At 69.4% G+C, this 17,953-nt stretch carries 21 protein-coding genes; 19 read left to right on the top strand and 2 right to left on the bottom strand.

The window, feature by feature from the left end:
- Positions 1-52 precede the first annotated feature (52 nt).
- Both JOD27_RS24890 and JOD27_RS24885 read left to right on the top strand, forming a co-directional pair.
- Entirely contained in the window at positions 53-1,123 is a 1,071-nt protein-coding gene (locus tag JOD27_RS24890) for a DUF5667 domain-containing protein (RefSeq protein WP_204764695.1), read from the top strand.
- A gap of 41 nt (positions 1,124-1,164) precedes the next feature.
- On the top strand, positions 1,165-2,061 hold the full coding sequence (locus JOD27_RS24885; RefSeq protein ID WP_204764694.1) for an HAD family hydrolase: 897 nt from the start codon (positions 1,165-1,167) through the stop codon (positions 2,059-2,061).
- Positions 2,062-2,288: 227 nt separating this feature from the next.
- On the opposite strand, the gene JOD27_RS24880 is transcribed toward JOD27_RS24885, so the two are convergent.
- Positions 2,289-2,651 carry a hypothetical protein gene (locus JOD27_RS24880; protein ID WP_204764693.1) on the bottom strand — a complete coding sequence of 121 codons (363 nt, stop codon included), beginning with the start codon at positions 2,649-2,651 and terminating at the stop codon, positions 2,289-2,291.
- Positions 2,652-2,718: 67 nt separating this feature from the next.
- Between JOD27_RS24880 and JOD27_RS24875 the strand changes: the two genes are divergently transcribed.
- The 16 genes from JOD27_RS24875 (at position 2,719) to JOD27_RS24800 (ending at position 15,923) form a co-directional block, all read left to right on the top strand.
- Positions 2,719-4,188: a molybdopterin-dependent oxidoreductase gene (locus tag JOD27_RS24875; protein WP_204764692.1), complete on the top strand. Its 1,470-nt coding sequence runs from the start codon at positions 2,719-2,721 to the stop codon at positions 4,186-4,188.
- A 67-nt stretch (positions 4,189-4,255) separates the two neighbouring features.
- Entirely contained in the window at positions 4,256-4,876 is a 621-nt protein-coding gene (locus tag JOD27_RS24870) for a fasciclin domain-containing protein (RefSeq protein ID WP_372441728.1), read from the top strand.
- Between the two features lie 72 nt (positions 4,877-4,948).
- Entirely contained in the window at positions 4,949-5,800 is an 852-nt protein-coding gene (locus JOD27_RS24865; RefSeq protein ID WP_204764691.1) for a redox-sensing transcriptional repressor Rex, read from the top strand.
- A gap of 37 nt (positions 5,801-5,837) precedes the next feature.
- Positions 5,838-7,154: a glutamyl-tRNA reductase gene (locus JOD27_RS24860; RefSeq protein ID WP_204764690.1), complete on the top strand. Its 1,317-nt coding sequence runs from the start codon at positions 5,838-5,840 to the stop codon at positions 7,152-7,154.
- Positions 7,151-8,086 carry a hydroxymethylbilane synthase gene (gene hemC / locus JOD27_RS24855; protein ID WP_204764689.1) on the top strand — a complete coding sequence of 312 codons (936 nt, stop codon included), beginning with the start codon at positions 7,151-7,153 and terminating at the stop codon, positions 8,084-8,086. The genes JOD27_RS24860 and hemC overlap by 4 nt, the downstream gene beginning before the upstream one ends.
- Positions 8,087-8,104: 18 nt before the next feature.
- Positions 8,105-9,637, top strand: coding sequence for a bifunctional uroporphyrinogen-III C-methyltransferase/uroporphyrinogen-III synthase (locus JOD27_RS24850; RefSeq protein ID WP_204764688.1), 1,533 nt, complete (start codon positions 8,105-8,107; stop codon positions 9,635-9,637).
- A gap of 72 nt (positions 9,638-9,709) precedes the next feature.
- Complete coding sequence (hemB, locus tag JOD27_RS24845) at positions 9,710-10,684, top strand: porphobilinogen synthase (RefSeq protein WP_204764687.1); 975 nt, start codon at positions 9,710-9,712, stop codon at positions 10,682-10,684.
- Entirely contained in the window at positions 10,669-11,181 is a 513-nt protein-coding gene (locus JOD27_RS24840) for a hypothetical protein (protein ID WP_204764686.1), read from the top strand. The genes hemB and JOD27_RS24840 overlap by 16 nt, the downstream gene beginning before the upstream one ends.
- A gap of 9 nt (positions 11,182-11,190) precedes the next feature.
- Entirely contained in the window at positions 11,191-11,634 is a 444-nt protein-coding gene (locus JOD27_RS24835; protein ID WP_204764685.1) for a hypothetical protein, read from the top strand.
- Positions 11,631-12,029: a hypothetical protein gene (locus tag JOD27_RS24830; RefSeq protein ID WP_204764684.1), complete on the top strand. Its 399-nt coding sequence runs from the start codon at positions 11,631-11,633 to the stop codon at positions 12,027-12,029. The genes JOD27_RS24835 and JOD27_RS24830 overlap by 4 nt, the downstream gene beginning before the upstream one ends.
- Positions 12,026-12,640 carry a hypothetical protein gene (locus JOD27_RS24825; protein ID WP_204764683.1) on the top strand — a complete coding sequence of 205 codons (615 nt, stop codon included), beginning with the start codon at positions 12,026-12,028 and terminating at the stop codon, positions 12,638-12,640. Before JOD27_RS24830 ends, JOD27_RS24825 begins: the two co-directional genes overlap by 4 nt.
- Positions 12,640-13,059: a transport-regulating membrane protein Mce1N gene (gene mce1N, locus JOD27_RS24820; RefSeq protein WP_204764682.1), complete on the top strand. Its 420-nt coding sequence runs from the start codon at positions 12,640-12,642 to the stop codon at positions 13,057-13,059. The genes JOD27_RS24825 and mce1N overlap by 1 nt, the downstream gene beginning before the upstream one ends.
- A gap of 5 nt (positions 13,060-13,064) precedes the next feature.
- Positions 13,065-13,424 (top strand): hypothetical protein, encoded by a 360-nt coding sequence (locus JOD27_RS24815; protein ID WP_204764681.1) that lies wholly within the window; start codon positions 13,065-13,067, stop codon positions 13,422-13,424.
- An 11-nt stretch (positions 13,425-13,435) separates the two neighbouring features.
- On the top strand, positions 13,436-14,731 hold the full coding sequence (hemL, locus tag JOD27_RS24810; protein ID WP_204764680.1) for a glutamate-1-semialdehyde 2,1-aminomutase: 1,296 nt from the start codon (positions 13,436-13,438) through the stop codon (positions 14,729-14,731).
- Complete coding sequence (locus JOD27_RS24805) at positions 14,728-15,357, top strand: histidine phosphatase family protein (protein ID WP_204764679.1); 630 nt, start codon at positions 14,728-14,730, stop codon at positions 15,355-15,357. Before hemL ends, JOD27_RS24805 begins: the two co-directional genes overlap by 4 nt.
- Positions 15,354-15,923, top strand: a complete 570-nt coding sequence (locus JOD27_RS24800; RefSeq protein ID WP_204764678.1) for a TlpA family protein disulfide reductase — start codon at positions 15,354-15,356, stop codon at positions 15,921-15,923. The genes JOD27_RS24805 and JOD27_RS24800 overlap by 4 nt, the downstream gene beginning before the upstream one ends.
- Before the next feature lie 123 nt (positions 15,924-16,046).
- On the opposite strand, the gene JOD27_RS24795 is transcribed toward JOD27_RS24800, so the two are convergent.
- Positions 16,047-17,039, bottom strand: a complete 993-nt coding sequence (locus tag JOD27_RS24795; RefSeq protein ID WP_204764677.1) for a M64 family metallopeptidase — start codon at positions 17,037-17,039, stop codon at positions 16,047-16,049.
- A gap of 116 nt (positions 17,040-17,155) precedes the next feature.
- Between JOD27_RS24795 and JOD27_RS24790 the strand changes: the two genes are divergently transcribed.
- Entirely contained in the window at positions 17,156-17,932 is a 777-nt protein-coding gene (locus tag JOD27_RS24790) for a cytochrome c biogenesis CcdA family protein (protein ID WP_204764676.1), read from the top strand.
- The last annotated feature ends 21 nt before the right edge of the window (positions 17,933-17,953 follow it).

Raw genomic sequence — 17,953 nt, 5'->3', positions numbered from 1 at the left:
ACGACCGCAGGCGCGTAACCCAAAGCAGATCAACTTCGTTACTCGGGCTGAGATGGACGGTAAGGGAAGCACACCGCGGTGGCGGCACACGGAGCACGAGCGATTCGCCCGTGCGGTGGAAGGCGGTCCGCAGCCGGTCGGCCGGGACTCCGATCTCGCTGACGACCTGGCGATCGTCGCCCTGCTCAGGGGCATGGACGTCGGCCCCGACGCCGAGACGCGTGCGCGCATGAAACAGCGCATCCTCACCGCGCCGCCGCCCGAGAAGCCGCTGGTCGGCTCGTCGGTAAGACGCGTGGGAGCGCGCGCACGCTTAGCAGTCGCAGCGGCCGCCGTGCTCTGCCTGCTGATGTCGCTCGGCGGCATGAGTGTGCTGCTCAGCCGTGACGCGCTCCCGGGAGACCCGCTCTACGGCGTCAAGCGCACCACCGAGAGCGCCTCGATCGGCCTGACCTTCGGTGACGAGTCGCGCGCTCTGAAGCACCTGGAGTTCGCCGCGTCCCGAGTCACCGAGATGGAGACGCTGGCCGACCGCTCGGCCGATCAGTCCGCGCAGCTCACGGCCCTGGCCGACCTCAACTCCGACGCGGTGGAGGGCGCCCGCCAGTTCACGACCTACGCGACCTCGTCCGACGAGAAGGCGCTGCCCGCTCTGCGCGAGTGGGCGCTGGCCCAGTACGTGAAGCTCGGCACGCTGCGCCCACGCCTGCCGGGGGACGCCGGCGCCCACGCCGACACCACGATGTGGCTGCTCGCGAGCATCGCCCAGCGCGCGCACGACCTGGCCGCGCGCGCCGGCTGCGCCGCGGTGGTCAGCGGTTCGTCCGACAAGCTGGGCCCGCTGCCGTCCAAGGACGAGTGCGCCTCGGTGGTGACGGACCCGAACTCGTCGTCCGGCCGCAACCCGTCCTCGGTGGGGCCGACGCCCTCCAGCAAGCCGTCTTCGTCCGCGCCGTCCACGCAGCCGACCCAGTCGGTGCAGCAGGGAAGCGGAGTTCCGCCGGTGTCGCAACCGGGCACGTCCACGCCGCAGGCAACGGACAAGCCGGGAATCACGATCCCGCTGCCCCTGCCGCTGCCCAGCATCTCGCTGCCACTGCTGCCCGGAATCAGCTTCGGCTGAGTCGACGGCTTCGCGTCAGACCTGATCGCTAGGCTTGCGACATGGCAGGCAAGCGTGAGATGGAGAGCGACCGGCTGGCCGTGCTGGCCGGCGAGGCATCGGCCGAGGCGGCGGTGCAGGCTGCCGCGGCGGCGCCAGAGCTCGAAGCCTCCCTCGCCGTGCCCACAGACCTCACCGCGGCCGCGTTCTTCGACGTCGACAACACGATGATGATGGGCGCGTCGATCTTCCACTTCGCCCGCGGCCTGGCCGCGCGCAAGTACTTCTCCTCGTCCGACCTCGCGGGCTTCGTCTGGCAGCAGCTGAAGTTCCGCGTGGGCGGCCGCGAGGACCCTGCGTCGGTCAAGGCCTCCCGCGAGCAGGCCCTGTCCTTCGTGGCGGGCCGCAGCGTCGCCGAGCTCGTCTCCCTGGGCGAGGAGATCTACGACGAGCTGATGGCCGACCGCATCTGGAAGGGCACCCAGGCCCTGGCCCAGATGCACCTCGACGCAGGTCAGCGCGTGTGGCTGGTGACGGCCACCCCGGTCGAACTGGCCCAGATCATCGCGCGCCGCCTGGGCCTCACCGGCGCGCTGGGCACGGTCTCTGAGTCGCAGGACGGCGTCTACACCGGCCGGCTCGTGGGCGACCTGCTGCACGGCAAGGCCAAGGCGCAGGCGGTGCGGGCGCTGGCCGCCAAGGAGGGCCTCGACCTGCGGCGTTGCACGGCGTACTCGGACTCGTCCAACGACGTCCCGATGCTCTCGGTCGTGGGCACCGCGGTGGCCGTGAACCCGGATTCGCAGCTGCGGGAGATCTCGCGGCGCAAAGGCTGGGAGATCCGCGACTTCAGGACCGGGCGGAAGGCCGCCAAGATCGGCGTGCCGTCGGTGCTGGGCGCGGGTGCGCTGGCGGGGGCGGTGGCGGCGACGCTCGCGTACCGCCGACGGGTGAAGTAGGGCCCCTGCGACACGGCGGATGGCTGCCTGTACCGGGCGTGCCGTCGGCGCTCGCCGCGAGGACGGTGGTGGCCGAGATCGGCGTGCGGTCGGCGCGCGTTCACCGGCGAATCGCCGCGAGGCCGAGCAGCGCGGATGTCAGGCGCCGCCCGGTTCGCGTCGCAGCGCGTCCAGCTCGGCAGCTGTCGGCTGTGGTGCGTTTCGGGTTGGACGTGGCCGTGCGCAGGTCAGGCGCCGTCCAGCTTGCGTCGCAACGCGTCCATCTCGTCCGACGTCGGCCGCGGCACGCCCTCGGGTGCGATGTAGCCGGGGTAGTCAGGCGGCGGTTCCGGCACCGGGTGCGTGTGCCAGTACGGGTAGTCGCACCGGGCCATGATCCGTTCCATCGCCCAGTCCCAGGCGAGGTCGTGGAACACGAGGCCCCGGTACGGCGCGTCCGGCGGCTCGTACTCGTAGAACTCGACCGCCGCCTGCCGGGCGTCGTCGGCGGACAGGCCGCCGTAGTGCTGCATGGCCCAGGCGAAGTCCGTGCGCTCGCTCTCCAGGTACGCCAGGTACTCGCTCTCGTCCCAGGGAGTCCAGTCGCTCACCCCCAACTGATTACCAGGGGCTTACAGCTCGGGTGAACCAAGGCCTCATCGGTGTCGAATTAGAAGCATGAAGCCCGTCAAGGCAGCGCTCGTCGGACTGCTCGCGATCATCGCCGCGCTGGCGGCCGGGCACCTGGTGGCCGCCTTCGTGGGGCTGTCGGCCTCGCCGTACCTGGCCGTGGGCAACGCCGCGATCGACCTCACCCCGTCCTGGCTGAAGGAGTTCGCGGTCTCCACGTTCGGCACCGCCGACAAGCTCGTCCTGCTCACCGGCATGGCGGTCGTTCTCGCGGGCGTCGGTGTCGCGGCCGGGCTGGCCAGCAGGAAGAGTCCCACGCCGGGCACCGTGGTCGCGGTCGTGCTCGGCCTGGTGGGCGTCGTGGCCGTGCTGAACAGGCCGGACGTCGGCCAGCTCAGCGTCCTCGCGCCGCTCGCCAGCCTCGGTGCGGGCGTCTTCGTGTTCCGCTACCTGCGCCAGGAGGCCGAGGAGAGCCAGACCAGACGCGACTTCCTCGTCACGGCGGGGCTCGCGGCCGTGGCGGGTGTCGCCGGCCAGGTCTTCGGCAGCCGCACGGACGTCGAAGGATCGCGCCAGGCCATCGGCGAGCTGAAGCCCAAGACCCCGGCGCCGGAGGTGCCGATCAACGCCGACTTCGTCAAGGACGGCACTCCGAGCTTCATCACCAGCGCCGACGACTTCTACCGGATCGACACCGCGCTGAGCGTCCCGCGGATCCGCGCGGAGGAGTGGGCGCTGCGGATCCACGGCATGGTCGAACGGCCGGCGGTCCTCACGTTCGACGAGATCCGCAGGCGCGACCTGATCGAGGAGACCGTCACGCTGACCTGCGTCTCCAACGAGGTGGGCGGCCCGTACATCTCCACCGGGAGGTTCATCGGCATCAAGATCGGTGACGTGCTCCGGGAAGCAGGCGTGCAGGCGGGCGCCGACCAGCTGTTCAGCACCAGCGACGACGGTTTCACCGCGGGCAGCCCGCTCGACTACGTCCTCGAACGCGGCCTCATCGCGATCGGCATGAACGGCGAACCGCTGCCCGCCGAGCACGGATTTCCCGCGCGGCTCGTGGTGCCGGGACTGTACGGCTACGTTTCGGCGACCAAATGGGTGACGGACCTGAACGTCACCACGTTCGCGAAAGAGCAGGGTTACTGGATTCCACGCGGGTGGGCCGCCAGGGCGCCGATCAAAACGATGTCACGAATCGACCGGCCCAGGGGACTGAGCAAAATCAAGGGCAGGACGGTCGTCGCGGGCACGGCCTGGGCGCAGCCGAAGGGCGTCGCCAAGGTGGAGGTCCGTGCGGACGGCGGGCCGTGGCAGCAGGCCGAGCTGGGTGTGGACGTCAGTGACAGCACGTGGCGGATGTGGCGGATCGAGCTGGACTTGAAGCCCGGCAGTCACACGGTCGAGTGCCGGGCGACCGACAAAAGCGGTTACACGCAGGACCAGGCGCGGCTGGACCCCATTCCGGACGGCGCGACCGGGTGGCATTCGATTTCTTTCACCGTCGAGTAGAACCAAAAACGGATCCGCTCCGAATGTTCGACCAGACAGGTTCAGAACATTCAGGGAGTGATCGAAAGTGCGCAAGACCCTCGCAGGTGTATTTGCGATCGCAATCGCGGGTCTCACCGCCTGCAGCGGCATGGACCAGGCCGGCACGAGCACGAACACCCCGACGAGTGCGCCCACCACCACGAGCGAGTCCATGGGCAACGGCATGACCAGGACGGGCGACGTCTTCGGGCCGGGCTGTGCCGGTGTTCCGCAGGACGGCAAGGGTTCGCTCCAGGGCATGGCGGAGGACCCGGTGGCCACGGCCGCGAGCAACAACCCGCTGCTGACCAAGCTGGTCGCGGCGGTCAAGGCGGCGAACCTCGTGGACACGCTCAACTCGCAGCAGGCGATCACCGTGTTCGCGCCGGCCGACCCCGCCTTCGCCGAGCTCGGCGACGCCAAGTTCCAGGAGCTCGCGGGCAACCCCGCCGCCCTCACGCCGATCCTGCAGTACCACGTCCTGCCGACGCGCTACGACGCGAAGGGCCTACAAGCCGCGAAGACCCTCAAGACCCTCGCAGGTCAGGACGTCACCATCGCGGGATCCGGTGACAGCCTGACGGTGAACGGCGCGCCGGTCCTGTGCGGCAACATCCCGACGAAGAACGCCACCGTGTTCGTGATCGGCAAGGTGCTCACCCCGTAGTGATCAACATCCGCTCCAGCGCTGGTCACACCCTGTGACCAGCGCTGTGGCGCGTACGAGCCGACTTTGTGCATGCGTTCACAAGCGGTACGGTGTGTGCATCACCAACGCCGCGGGGTCTCTGCGGTGAAGCACACCCGGAGGTCGGAGAGCGTGGCATCACAGCGGGGCGAAGGTGAGACGACCGCCACCCCTCTGGAGCCTGCCGACAGGGAGCGCGCCCGCGCGATCCCCGAGGCGGCGGTGGCCAGGCTCGCCGTGTACCTCCGCGTGCTGTCCGGCATGGCCGACCAGGGCGTCACGGCCGTCTCCAGCGAGGAGCTCAGCCAGGCCGCCGGCGTCAACGCGGCCAAGCTCCGCAAGGACCTGAGCTACATCGGGTCGTACGGCACGAGGGGCGTCGGGTACGACGTCGAGGTGCTCGTGAGCCACATAGAGCGCATCCTCGGGCTCACCCGCAACCACTCCGTCGCGGTCGTCGGCATCGGTAACCTTGGTCACGCTCTGGCCAACTACGGCGGCTTCCCCGGCCGCGGTTTCCCGGTCACCGCTCTCTTCGACGTCGACGCCGATCTCATCGGAGTGCCTGTTGGGGGCATTCCCGTCAGTCACATCGACGACATCACCGCCGTCTGCCTGGAGCGCGAGGTCTCGATCGGAGTGATCGCGACGCCGCCGCCGGCCGCTCAGTCGGTTTGCGACCGTTTGGTATCTGCGGGCGTCCAGTGCATTCTGAACTTTGCACCAGTTGTCCTTCAGGTTCCAGACAACGTCGAGGTGCGCAAGGTTGACTTGGCGGTTGAGATGCAGATCCTGTCGTTCCACGTCGCTCGACGTGCGGACGAGGCTGCCAGCGTCTCGGCAGGGATCGTCTCGGCAGGCAACAACGGACTCGGTGTGGACGGGATGGTGATTCGCCCGTGAGCGTGAGCCAGACGGCTCCGGCAGACGTGGTGAGTACATGAGCGTGCTCGTAGTCGGTCTGTCGCACCGCACCGCCCCCGTTCCGGTCCTGGAACGCGTCACCGTGGCCGAGCCTGACCTGCCCAAGGTCCTCGGCCAGCTGCTCGCCGCCCCCAGCGTCTCCGAGGCGATGGTCCTGTCGACCTGCAACCGGGTCGAGGTCTACGCCGTCGTCGAGTCGTTCCACGGCGGCATGTCCGAGGTCGTCGACGTGCTCGCGCAGCACGCCCAGGTCGACCCGCAGTCGCTCTACGAGCACTTTTACGTGCATTACGCCGCCGCTGCCGTCGAGCACCTGTTCTCCGTCGCGGCGGGCCTCGACTCGATGGTCGTCGGCGAGTCCCAGATCCTCGGCCAGCTGCGCGGTGCGTACGCGGCGGCGGACGAGGCGGGCACCGTCGGCAAGACCGTCCACGAGCTCACCCAGAACGCGTTGCGCGTCGGCAAGCGCGTGCACGCCGAGACGGGCATCGACCACGCGGGCGCGTCGGTCGTGTCCGAGGCGCTCGGCGACGCGGAGACCGCGCTGGGCACCCTCGTCGGCAGGCGGGCGCTGCTCGTCGGCGCCGGCGCCATGGGCGGCCTGGCCGCCGCGCACCTGCGCAGGGCGGGCATCGGCGAGGTCGTCATCGCCAACCGGACGCAGGCCAACGGTGTGCGGTTGGCCACGTCGCTGAAGGCCGAGGGCGTCCCCTCGACGGCCGTCGACCTCACCGCGCTGCCCGGCGAACTCGATCTCGCGGACATCGTCTTCGCGTGCACCGGATCGGTCGACACGGTCGTGCGCGCCGACATGATCAGCGCGCGCACCCGGCCGCTCGTGGTGTGCGACCTGGGCCTGCCCAAGGACGTCGACCCGGCCGCCGCCGAGCTGCCGAACGTTCGTGTGGTGGACCTGGAAACGCTGCAGCGGCGTCTCTCGGACGCTCCGGCGGGCCAGGACGCGCGGATGGCGGCCCAACTGGTCGCCGACGAGGTCAAGGCCTACCTCGCGAGCCAGCGCTCCGCCGAGGTCACCCCGACCGTCACGGCGCTGCGCAAGCGGGCGGCCGAGGTGGTCGACGCCGAGCTGCTCCGTCTCGATTCGCGACTTCCCGAACTGGACGCCGCGACACGCGGTGAATTGGCCAAGACGGTGCGCCGCGTTGTAGACAAGCTCCTGCACACGCCGACCGTCAGGGTGAAGGAGCTCGCCTCCTCGCCGGGTGGTACCGGCTATGCGGAGGCTCTCCGCGAACTGTTCGGGCTCGACCCCCAGACGCCTGGGGCCGTGAGCCAGACCAAGAAGTCTTCAGTGGATGGTGAAACGCGGTGACCCGCACCCTACGGATCGGTACCCGTGGCAGCGCACTGGCGCTCGCGCAGACGGGGACCGTCGCCGAGGCGTTGAAGGCTGCCGGAGCGCAGGTCGAGATCGTCGTCATCAAGACGCCGGGCGACCTCTCCGACGCGCCCATCGCCCAGATCGGCATCGGCGTCTTCACGTCCGCCCTGCGCGACGCGCTGGCGAACGGTGAGATCGACGTCGCCGTCCACTCCTACAAGGACCTGCCGACCGCGCCGGACCCGCGTCTGGTGCTCGCGGCGGTGCCGCAGCGCGAGGACCCGCGCGACGCTCTCGTGGCGCGCGACGGCCTCACGCTCGGCGAGCTGCTGCCGGGGTCCACTGTGGGCACCGGGTCGCCGCGCCGTGCCGCCCAGCTGGAGGCGCTCGGGCTCGGCCTGAACATCGTTCCGTTGCGCGGCAACGTGGACACCCGCATCGGCAAGGTCCGCAGCGGAGAGCTCGACGCCGTCGTGTTGGCTCGCGCCGGCATCGCGCGCCTCGGCCGCGCTGACGAGATCACCGAGACGCTGGAGCCCATCCAGATGCTTCCCGCGCCCGCGCAGGGCGCGTTGGCAGTCGAGTGCCGGATCGACGACGTCGATGCCGAGCACCTGATCCAGTCCACTTTGGACGATTCGGCCAGCCGGGCCGCTGTGACCGCGGAGCGCGCCATGCTGGCCGCGCTCGAGGCGGGCTGCAGCGCGCCGGTCGGCGCGCTGGCCGATGTGGTGGAAGACCTCGACGACGAGGGCAAGGTCGTGTACCGACTTTCCCTGCGCGGGGTCGCCGCGACGCCGGAGAACGATCTCCTCCGTGCGTCCGCCACCGGTGACTTGACCGAAGCTGAGGGACTCGGCCGTGCGCTGGCCGCCGAGTTGCTCGACCTCGGGGCCGCCGTGCTCAGCGGCCCAGAGGCGTAATCGATGGGGAGTGCCCTGATGACCCGCGCACGCAAGACCCCCGGACGCATCGCCTTCGTGGGCTCCGGCCCAGGCGACACCGGGCTGCTCACGGTCCGGGCCCACGACCTGCTCACGCGTGCGGAGCTCGTGGTCACCGACCCGGACGTCCCGTCGGACGTCCTCGCGACCGTGGCCGAGGGAGTCGAGGTCCGCCCCGCCGTCGGTGAGTCCGCCGACGTGGCCAAGGACCTGGTGAACGAGGCCCGCAACGGCGCCACCGTCGTCCGTCTCGTCGCGGGTGACCCGCTGACGCTCGACTCGGTCGTGAAGGAAGCGCAGGCCGTCGCGAAGTCGACGATCCCGTTCGACGTCGTCCCCGGCGTGCCTTCCGGCACCGCGGTTCCGGCGTACGCGGGTGTCGCGCTCGGTGGCGTGCACACCGAGGTCGACGTGCGCGCTGTTTCGGACTGGGCGGGTCTCGCCGCCTCGCCGGGCACGCTCGTGCTGCACGCGACCGGCTCGCACCTGGCCGAGGCCGCGTCGAACCTCGTCGAGAACGGTCTCGCGTCGCAGACGCCGGTCGCCGTGACCGCCGAGGGCACGGGCTTCCAGCAGCGCACCATCGACACCACGCTGGCGTCCCTCGCCGCGGACGCCGGTGAGCTGAACGGCCCATTGGTCGTCACGGTCGGTGCCGCTGCCGCCGCGCGGTCGAAGCTCTCCTGGTGGGAGTCGCGCGCGCTGTACGGCTGGCGCGTGCTGGTCCCGCGGACCAAGGAGCAGGCCGGCGCGATGAGCGAGCGACTGCACTCGCACGGCGCCATCGCCGTCGAGGTGCCGACCATCTCGGTCGAGCCGCCGCGCAGCCCCGCGCAGATGGAGCGCTCGGTCAAGGGCCTGGTCGACGGCCGCTACCAGTGGGTCGTCTTCACCTCGACCAACGCCGTCCGCGCGGTGTGGGAGAAGTTCCGCGAGTTCGGCCTGGACGCCCGAGCGTTCTCCGGCGTGAAGATCGCCTGCGTCGGCGAGGCCACGGCCGCGAAGGTGCGCTCGTTCGGCATCATCCCCGAGCTCGTGCCGTCCGGTGAGCAGTCGTCCGAGGGTCTCCTCAACGACTTCCCGCCCTACGACGACATCCTGGACCCGGTCGACCGCGTGCTGCTGCCGCGGGCCGACATCGCCACCGAGACGCTGGCCGCTGGCCTGCGCGAGCGTGGCTGGGAGATCGACGACGTGACGGCGTACCGCACCGTGCGTGCGGCCCCGCCGCCCGCCGAGACCCGCGAGATGATCAAGTCCGGTGGCTTCGACGCGGTGTGCTTCACCTCGTCGTCGACCGTGCGGAACCTGGTCGGCATCGCGGGCAAGCCGCACGCCCGCACGCTCGTCGCGTGCATCGGCCCGCAGACCGCCGAGACGGCGCGGGAGTTCGGCCTCCGGGTCGACGTGCAGCCCGAGGAGGCGAACGTGCCCGCGCTGGTCGACGCGCTGGCCGCTCACGCCGCCCGGTTGCGCGCCGAGGGAGCGCTGCCTCCTCCGCGCAAGACCAAGCGTCTGCGCCGCAGCTAGTTCATGAAGCCGTTGGGGCCACTCGAGAATTCTTGGGTGGCCCCTTCGACTCTCTCCACAGGGAGTCCCGCCGTGTTTCCACTTCACCGGCCGAGGCGTCTGCGCACGACGCCCGCCATGCGCCGCCTGGTCTCCGAGACCGAGGTGCGCCCGAGGCAGCTCATCCTGCCGATGTTCGTCAAGGAAGGCCTGAGCGCGCCCGCCGAGATCGGCAGCATGCCCGGCGTCCTGCAGCACACCCGTGACTCGTTGCGGAAGGCCGCGGTCGAGGCCGTGCAGGCAGGCGTCGGCGGCATCATGCTGTTCGGCGTCCCTGCCGAGCGCGACGCCGTCGGTTCCGCCGGCACCGACCCGAACGGCATCCTCAACGTCGCGCTGGCCGACCTCCGCGCCGAGCTCGGCGACAGCACCGTGCTGATGTCGGACTGCTGCCTCGACGAGTTCACCGACCACGGTCACTGCGGCGTGCTCGCCGCCGACGGCACCGTGGACAACGACGCGACTTTGGAGCTCTACGGCGAGATGGCCGTCGCGCAGGCGCGCGCCGGTGCTCACGTCGTCGGCCCCAGCGGCATGATGGACGGCCAGATCGGCTTCATCCGCAACGCGCTGGACGAGGCGGGCCTGCAGGACACCGGCATCCTCGCCTACTCGGTCAAGTACGCCTCGGCGTTCTACGGCCCGTTCCGCGACGCCGTGGAGTCGCAGCTCGCCGGCGACCGCAAGACGTACCAGCAGGACCCCGGGAACGGCCGTGAGGCGATCCGCGAGGTGCAGCTGGACCTCGCCGAGGGCGCGGACATGGTCATGGTCAAGCCGGCGCTGCTGTACCTCGACGTGCTGCGGTCCGTCGCCGAGGTCTCGGACGTTCCCGTTGCGGCGTACCAGATCTCCGGCGAGTACTCGATGATCGAGGCCGCCGCCGCGAACGGCTGGATCGACCGCGAGCGCTCGATCCTCGAGTCGCTCACGGCCATCCGGCGCGCGGGCGCGGACATGGTGCTGACCTACTGGGCCGTGGAAGCCGCCCGGTGGCTCGACAGGTAACCAGCACCCCGGTCCCGAAGCTGGTCGACGTCGCGCGCTGGTTGTGGATCGCCAGCGCGTGCGTCGGCGTCGTGCGGTTCGTCGCGCAGCTCTTCGACCGCGAGATGCTCATCGCCGAAGCGCGTCGGCAGAACCCGTCGCTCGGCCAGGACCAGGTCGACGGGACCGTCGACAGCGGGATCATGTTCGGCCTGCTGATCGCCGTGACGATCCTCGTGGCGTACACGCGGCTGGCGAACACGATGGCGCGCGGGCGCAACTGGGCTCGGATCGTGCTGACGGTCCTTGGCGCCGCGTCCGTCGCGTTCGGACTCTTCCGGCTGGTGGCGTGGGCCGGCGGGATCACGGCCGACCTCGGGGTGGCGATGTCACCGGTCGACCTCGCCGTCACGTTCGTCACGACGGTGCTCGACGCGACCGCGATCGTGCTGATGTACCGGGTGTCGGCGCACTTCAGGACGCGCGTCACGGTGGACAGCGCTTCCCGGCGGTCCTAAGTTCCGACCGTGACGTCTCCGAAGGAATCGGGCACTCCCGGCACGATCACCGCGGGCTACTGGCTCGTGGTGACAGGTACGGCCCTCAGCGTGGTGGCCGCGTTGTACGCGCTGCTGACCAAACAGCAGCTGATCGACGCCGCCGTCCAGGGGAACAAGGACCCCAAGGCCACGCCGGACATGATCGCCAACACGGTCAACGTCGTGCTGACCGTCTCGCTGGTGGTGACGGTCGTGCTCACGGCTCTCGCGGTGTGGTTCGCGGGGAAGGTCCGAGGCGGACTGAAGAAGAGCCGCACCGGCCTGACGATCACGCTGCTGATCGGTCTCTTCTTCCAGATGATCTCGAGCACCACCGGCGTGGTGATGGCGCTGATCGCGATCACCGGTCTCGTGCTCCTCTACTTCCGGCAGTCGTCCGACTACCTGACCGAGCGCGAGCAGACGTCGTGAACGACGCTCCCCGGCCGGTGCGGATCGCGGTCGGCCTGTGGCTGGCCACAGCCGTGTTCATGCTGTTCACCGCCGCCGGGTTGTGGTTCCAGCGCGGTGAGATCGAGCGGATCAGCGGCAAGCCGCCGGGTGAGGTGACGAACTTCCTGGTGGCGCTGACCGTCGTGACGGTGATCTTCGCGGCGGTCTACGCCTTGCTCACGTGGCAGTTCCTCAAGCGGAAGAGCTGGCCGCGCGTGCTGCTGTCGGTCGTCTCGATCGTGCACATGATCTGGTTGCTCCTGGTGGGCGTCAGTCCCGCCAACCTGGTCACTCTGCTGCTCATCTGTGTCGCAATCGTCTTCACGTGGCAGGCGCGTACGGCACAGTGGCTGGCGGAGGTGCGTGAGCAGTGACCGATCCCCAGAACCCCAGTCCCTGGGCGAATCCCGAGACCGCGCAGTGGCAGAACCCGGCTGGCTCGTACCCGGTGACGCCGCAGCCGCAGCCGCAGGGCCAGTACCACGTGAGCCACGTCGGCCAGGCGAGCTTCTCGATGACGCCGCTCGCGCCCGTGCTGCCGCAGGAGCTCGCGCCGCCGCGTCCCGCGACGATCACCGCGGCGATGTGGATCTGGATCGCGGGTGCGGTGCTCTCCGTCGCCGTGTTCCCGGTGCTGTTCCTCACCAACACCGACTTCTTCCTCGCAGGCGACCCCTCGGTGAACCGCGAGATGGGCAGCGCCGGTGTGCGGGCCATGGCGTTGCTCTTCGGCTTCGCGATGCTCGTGGCGGCGGCGCCGTACGTTGCGTTCGCGGTCGTGCTGCGCAACGGTCAGAACTGGGCGCGCATCCTGCTCACGATCCTCGGTGTGCTCGGGTTCATGTCGATGGTCGCGATCATGTTCATCGCGCTGGCGGCACGGGTGTGGCAGCCGGGCACGGCGATCAGCATCGTCGTGATCGGGCTGACCGTCGCCGCCGTGGTGCTGCAGTTCCTCCCCGCGTCGAACAGGTACGTGCGGTAGTGCTGTACCGCGAGTCCGGCAGCAGCTGGTGGCCGCTCCTGTGGGGACCCGCGTTCGCGGTGGCCGGCTACCTGGTCGAGCTCATCACCGGACCCGCGTCCGCAGGGCTGTGGACGATCGTGGGGCTCGGGCTGACCCTCGGCGCGGTGCTGTGGGTGTACGGCAGGGTCAGGACCGGCAGCGTCGTGCTCACGGCCGAGGAGGCCCAGTTCGGGCGGGAGAAGGTGCCGGTCTCGATGATCGAGGCCTGCCGGGACGTCGGCGCGCCGACCGGTGCGCGGGTGCTCGGTGGTGGCTGGTCGGTGCCGAAGGGGACGACGGCGGTGCCGTTGCGGCTGCTCGACGGCACGGTGGTGCTCGGGTGGGCGCGTGATCCGGAAGCCTTGCTCGCGGCGTTGCGCCGGGTCGTGAGAGGGTGAGCGACGTGACAGAGGCCGTGACGGATCAGGAGTCGGAGACCGCGGTGGAGGAGCCTGACCCGGCACCGCCCGCCGGTCCGAGCCTGCACCAGCCCAAGCGGTGGATCATCGCCGCGGGCGAGGCCGTCGCGATCGCTCTGCTGACGTGGCTCGCCGTGTGGGCCTGGAACCGCGGTGTGGTCAAGCTCGCCTACCCGATTCTCGAGGGCCACGAGCCGTTCGTCTCCACGCGCTACCACGGCAACTGGCTCGGCACGGCCGTCGGCGCTCTCACGCTGGCCGTGATCCTCGCTCTCGACGTCGTGCGCCAGGTCGTGCTGGCCGTGCGCACCCGGCCCCAGAAAGCCGCCGAAGCCGACGTGTGAGACTGGGAGACGTGACTGCGAGTCGATCCCAGGCCCTGTTCGAGCGCGCGTCGACGCTGACCCCCGGCGGGGTCAACTCTCCGGTGCGGGCGTTCCACTCCGTCGGCGGCACCCCGCGCTTCATGGTTCGCGGCGAGGGGCCGCACCTGTGGGACGCGGACGGCAACCGGTACGTCGATCTGGTGGCCTCATGGGGCCCGATGATCCTCGGGCACGCCCACCCGTCCGTGGTGTCCGCGGTGCAGAAGGCCGCGTCGTCGGGGCTGTCGTTCGGCACGCCGACCGAAGGTGAGATCGAGCTCGCGGCCGAGATCATCGACCGCGTCGAGCCGGTCCGCCAGGTGCGCCTGGTCAACTCGGGCACCGAGGCCACGATGAGTGCCATCCGGCTGGCCCGCGGCTTCACCGAGCGGCGCAAGGTCATCAAGTTCGCCGGCTGCTACCACGGCCACGTCGACGCTCTGCTGGCCCAGGCGGGCTCCGGCGTCGCGACGCTCGGCCTGCCCACCTCGCCCGGCGTCACGGGCGCGCAGGCCGCTGACACCATCGTGCTGCCGTACAACGACATCGAGGCCGTGCGGGCGGCGTTCGAGGAGAACCCCGGCGAGATCGCCTGCATCATCACCGAGGCCGCGGCGGGCAACATGGGCGCGGTCGCCCCGTTGCCCTCGTTCAACGCCGCGCTGCGCGAGATCTGCGACGCCGACGGCGCGTTGCTGATCATGGACGAGGTCATGACCGGCTTCCGCGTCTCCCGCGCAGGCTGGTTCGGCCTGGAGCGCGTCCGCGGCGACCTCTACACGTTCGGCAAGGTCATGTCCGGCGGCCTGCCCGCGGCGGCGTTCGGCGGCCGCGCGGACGTGATGGCCCGCCTGGCGCCCTCCGGACCCGTCTACCAGGCCGGCACGCTGTCAGGTAACCCCGTCGCCGTGGCGGCCGGTCTCGCCACCCTGCGCGCAGCCGACGACGAGGTGTACGCCGCGCTGAACCGCAACGCGACGCGGCTGGGCGCGCTGTTCACGGCGGCCCTGACCGACGCCGGCGTCGAGCACCGCGTGCAGTTCGCCGGGAACCTGGTGAGCGTCTTCTTCGGTTCTTCCGAGGTGAAGGACTACGCGGGCGCCCAGGCGTCCGAGACGTGGCGCTTCCCGCCGTTCTTCCACGCCCTGCTGGAACGAGGCGTCTACGCGCCGCCGTCGGCGTACGAGGCCTGGTTCGTCAACGCCGCCATGGGTGAAGAGGAGTTCGCCGTGATCGCCGACGCGCTGCCTGCCGCGGCTCGCGCTGCCAAGGAGGCTCGCCAGTGACCCGCACCGTCGTTCATCTGCTCCGCCACGGTGAGGTGCACAACCCCACCGGGATCCTCTACGGGCGGATTCCCGGGTTTCGGTTGTCCGAGCGAGGGTTGAAGCAGGCGTTGACCGTGGCTGAGCACCTTGCCGACCACGACATCGCACATGTTGTCGCCTCGCCGTTGGAGCGGGCTCAGCAGACTGCCGCACCCATCGCTGACTCGCATCGGCTGGAGTTGGCCACGGATGAGCGGTTGATCGAGGCCGACAACCAGTTCGAGGGGTTGAAGGTCGCGGTTGGGGATGGGGCGTTGCGGTCGCCGCAGCACTGGCCGAAGTTGATCAACCCGTTCAAGCCGTCCTGGGGTGAGCCCTACATCGAGATCGCTCATCGGATGCTCGCCGCTGTGCAGAAGGCTCGGGCTGCCGCTGAGGGGCATGAAGCCGTTTGCGTGTCGCATCAGTTGCCTATTTGGACCGTGCGGCGGTTCCTGGAGGGGAAGCGGATGTGGCATGACCCTCGGCGGCGGGAATGTTCGCTTGCTTCGCTGACGTCCCTGATCTTCGAAGGGGAGCAGCTCGTGCGGATCGCCTACTCGGAGCCTGTGGGGGCTACGAACCCTCGGGTGACCGGGGCATGAAGCGGGCGGCTGCCGCGGTGCTCGGCCTGGTGCTGCTCGGGTCTGGGTGCAGCGTCGGGAAGGACGCCGCTCAGATCGGGGGTGGGGAGTTCTACCTCGTGGCGCCTGGTGGGCAGGTCAAGATTCGGTATGCGGCAGCTGATCGGAAGCCGTTGACCGGGCTCGAAGGGGAGTCCCTCATGGAGGAAGGGAAGACCGTTCGGCTGGCCGACTACACCGGGAAGCCTGTCGTCATCAACATTTGGGGGGCCTGGTGTGGGCCCTGCCGGACTGAGGCGCCTGAGATGCAGAAGCTGTTCGAGGCTGGGACTCAGGTTGTCGGGGTCGACGTCAAGGAGACTGCGAAGAGTCACCCGCAGGACTTCATGAAGGATCGGGCGCTGACGTATCCGTCCATTTACGACGCTTCCAGTCGTAGCTTTGTCAACGTTTTCAAGGGGCTTCCGGCCAACACCGTGCCGTCTACGTTTGTGGTGGACAAGGAGCACAAGGTGGCTGCGGTGTTTTTGGTGCCGGTGTTGGCTTCTGATGTTCAGCCTGTGTTGGATGAGCTTGCTCGGGAGTGAGGGCTGCGCGCCGGTTGGGTGGGCGTCTTCAGGTGCGTGGGTGGTTGCGGTTCCGGGTGGGGCGGGACCCACCCCACCATGTGTTGGAGGCCCGGCGTTTGTCCGCGCAGGGGCCTGGCGTGCCTAGTTAGCTGGTGTCGGCGGGGAGGCTGGGTCGGTCAGCGACGGGATTTTGGCCTTGAAGGCCTTGATCATGGCGTCGCGGCCGATCAGGTTGAACTCCTTGCCCAGGGTTCGCATGATCGAGTTGGCGGTGGGGCGGTACAGGCCGTTCTTGTAGTAGCGGGCGCCCTCTATCGGGGCGATCACGCCGCCGTCGGGGGAAGGCTGGTTGAGGTACTCGCCCCACTTCGCGCCGGTCGGGTCCTTGGTCACGTTGACTTCTCGTGGTTCTGAGCCCGTGTAGGTGAGGTACGGGTAGTCGTACTCGTCGGCCAGGTCGCCGATGGAGTGGCCCAGTTCGTGGATCGCGATTTGGCCAGCCTGGGCGTTGGAGCCTGCGGCTGTGGCTACGGAGCCGCCTGCGCCGCCGTATTTCGTGGTGTTGCCCAGGGCGATGACCTGGTCGGCCTGTGGGGCGAGGGCCGCGTATTCCTTTGCCTTGGTTTCGTCCACGCAGAGGAGGCGTTCGGTGTTGGCGTCTCGGCCCTGGCACCAGAAGCCCATGTCCAGGGCGGTGTCCTTGAGGATGCCCTTGGTCGGGTCGTGGTCCACTCCGGACTCCGGGGAGATGACGTCGACCTGCCAGACGTTGAAGTACTTCTTGTAGGACGCGAAGGGCTCCACGGCCGAGAGTTCGTCCCACTTGCTCTTCACGTTGGCGGTGTAGGTGGCCATGTCGTCGGACGTGTAGCCGTCGCCTACGAAGACCAGGTCGAAGGCGTCGGACGGGTCGCGGTCGCCGTAGATCCTGGTTACCTCGGCCGCGGCCAGGGTGCGGAAGCCTGTCGTGGTTTTGGTCGCGGGCTTCGGGGTGAGGGTTTGGGTGATGGTGCCGTCTTCGTTGAAGACTTCACGCCATTCCATCGCTGGGGCGGCGTCCCCGGCCGGTACCTGCGCGAACAGAGCAAGCGCGGTCACGGTGAGCGCAGGGAGGATCAGCCGGGCACGTTGCATGCGCTGACGCTAGGCAACCGTGATGTCACCCACAAGGCAGCGATCGTCGGTACTTACGGGGCGTGAAACGGACACCGGTCGTCACGTGATCCGGGCAACTACCTACTCTGAGGTGTGTGAACCCCACCGATCTGGCGATCTCCGGGCCCTTGTTGCTGGCTACCGGGGTTGCTCTGCTCGCTGGTTTCATCTCGTTCGCTTCGCCGTGTGTGGTGCCGCTGGTTCCCGGCTATCTGGCTTATCTCGCCGGGCTGGTGGGGGCCGAGGCGCCTCGGGTTGAGGCGAACGAACCCGCCAGGCAAGGGCGGTGGCGGGTGGCTGGGGCCTCGTTGCTGTTCGTGCTCGGGTTCACCGTGGTGTTCGCGTTGGCCTCGATGGCGATTCTTGGGGCGTCGGACGCGTTGTTCTTGAACGCCGATCTGTTTCAGCGGATCGGTGGTGTGGTCACGATCCTGATGGGGCTCGTGTTCATCGGGCTCGTGCCCGCGCTGCAGAAGGACCTGCGGTTCCACGCCAAGCCCAGGGCCGGGTTGTTCGGGGCGCCGTTGCTCGGGGCCGTGTTCGCGCTCGGGTGGACGCCCTGTCTCGGGCCCACGCTCGCCGGGGTGCTCGCGGTGGCGCGGAGCACGGAGATCGGGTCGTCGACCGTGCGCGGGGCTGTGCTGGTGCTGGCCTACTGCCTGGGGCTCGGGTTGCCGTTCGTGGTGCTCGCGCTCGGGGCGCGGTGGGCGTTGGGCGTCACGAAGTGGCTGCGGGCGCACGCGCGGCAGGTGCAGGTCTTCGGTGGCGTGTTGTTGATCCTGGTCGGGGTTGCGCTGGTCACCGGGCTCTGGGGTGAGTTCGTCGGGTGGCTGCGCTACTCGTTCGTCGACGTCGTGAGGCTGCCGCTCTAGTGATCGCCTTCCTCCGCAACA

This window comes from Lentzea nigeriaca (assembly GCF_016907955.1).
Lineage (GTDB): Bacteria > Actinomycetota > Actinomycetes > Mycobacteriales > Pseudonocardiaceae > Lentzea > Lentzea nigeriaca.
This window is presented reverse-complemented; position numbering and strand designations above follow the sequence as displayed.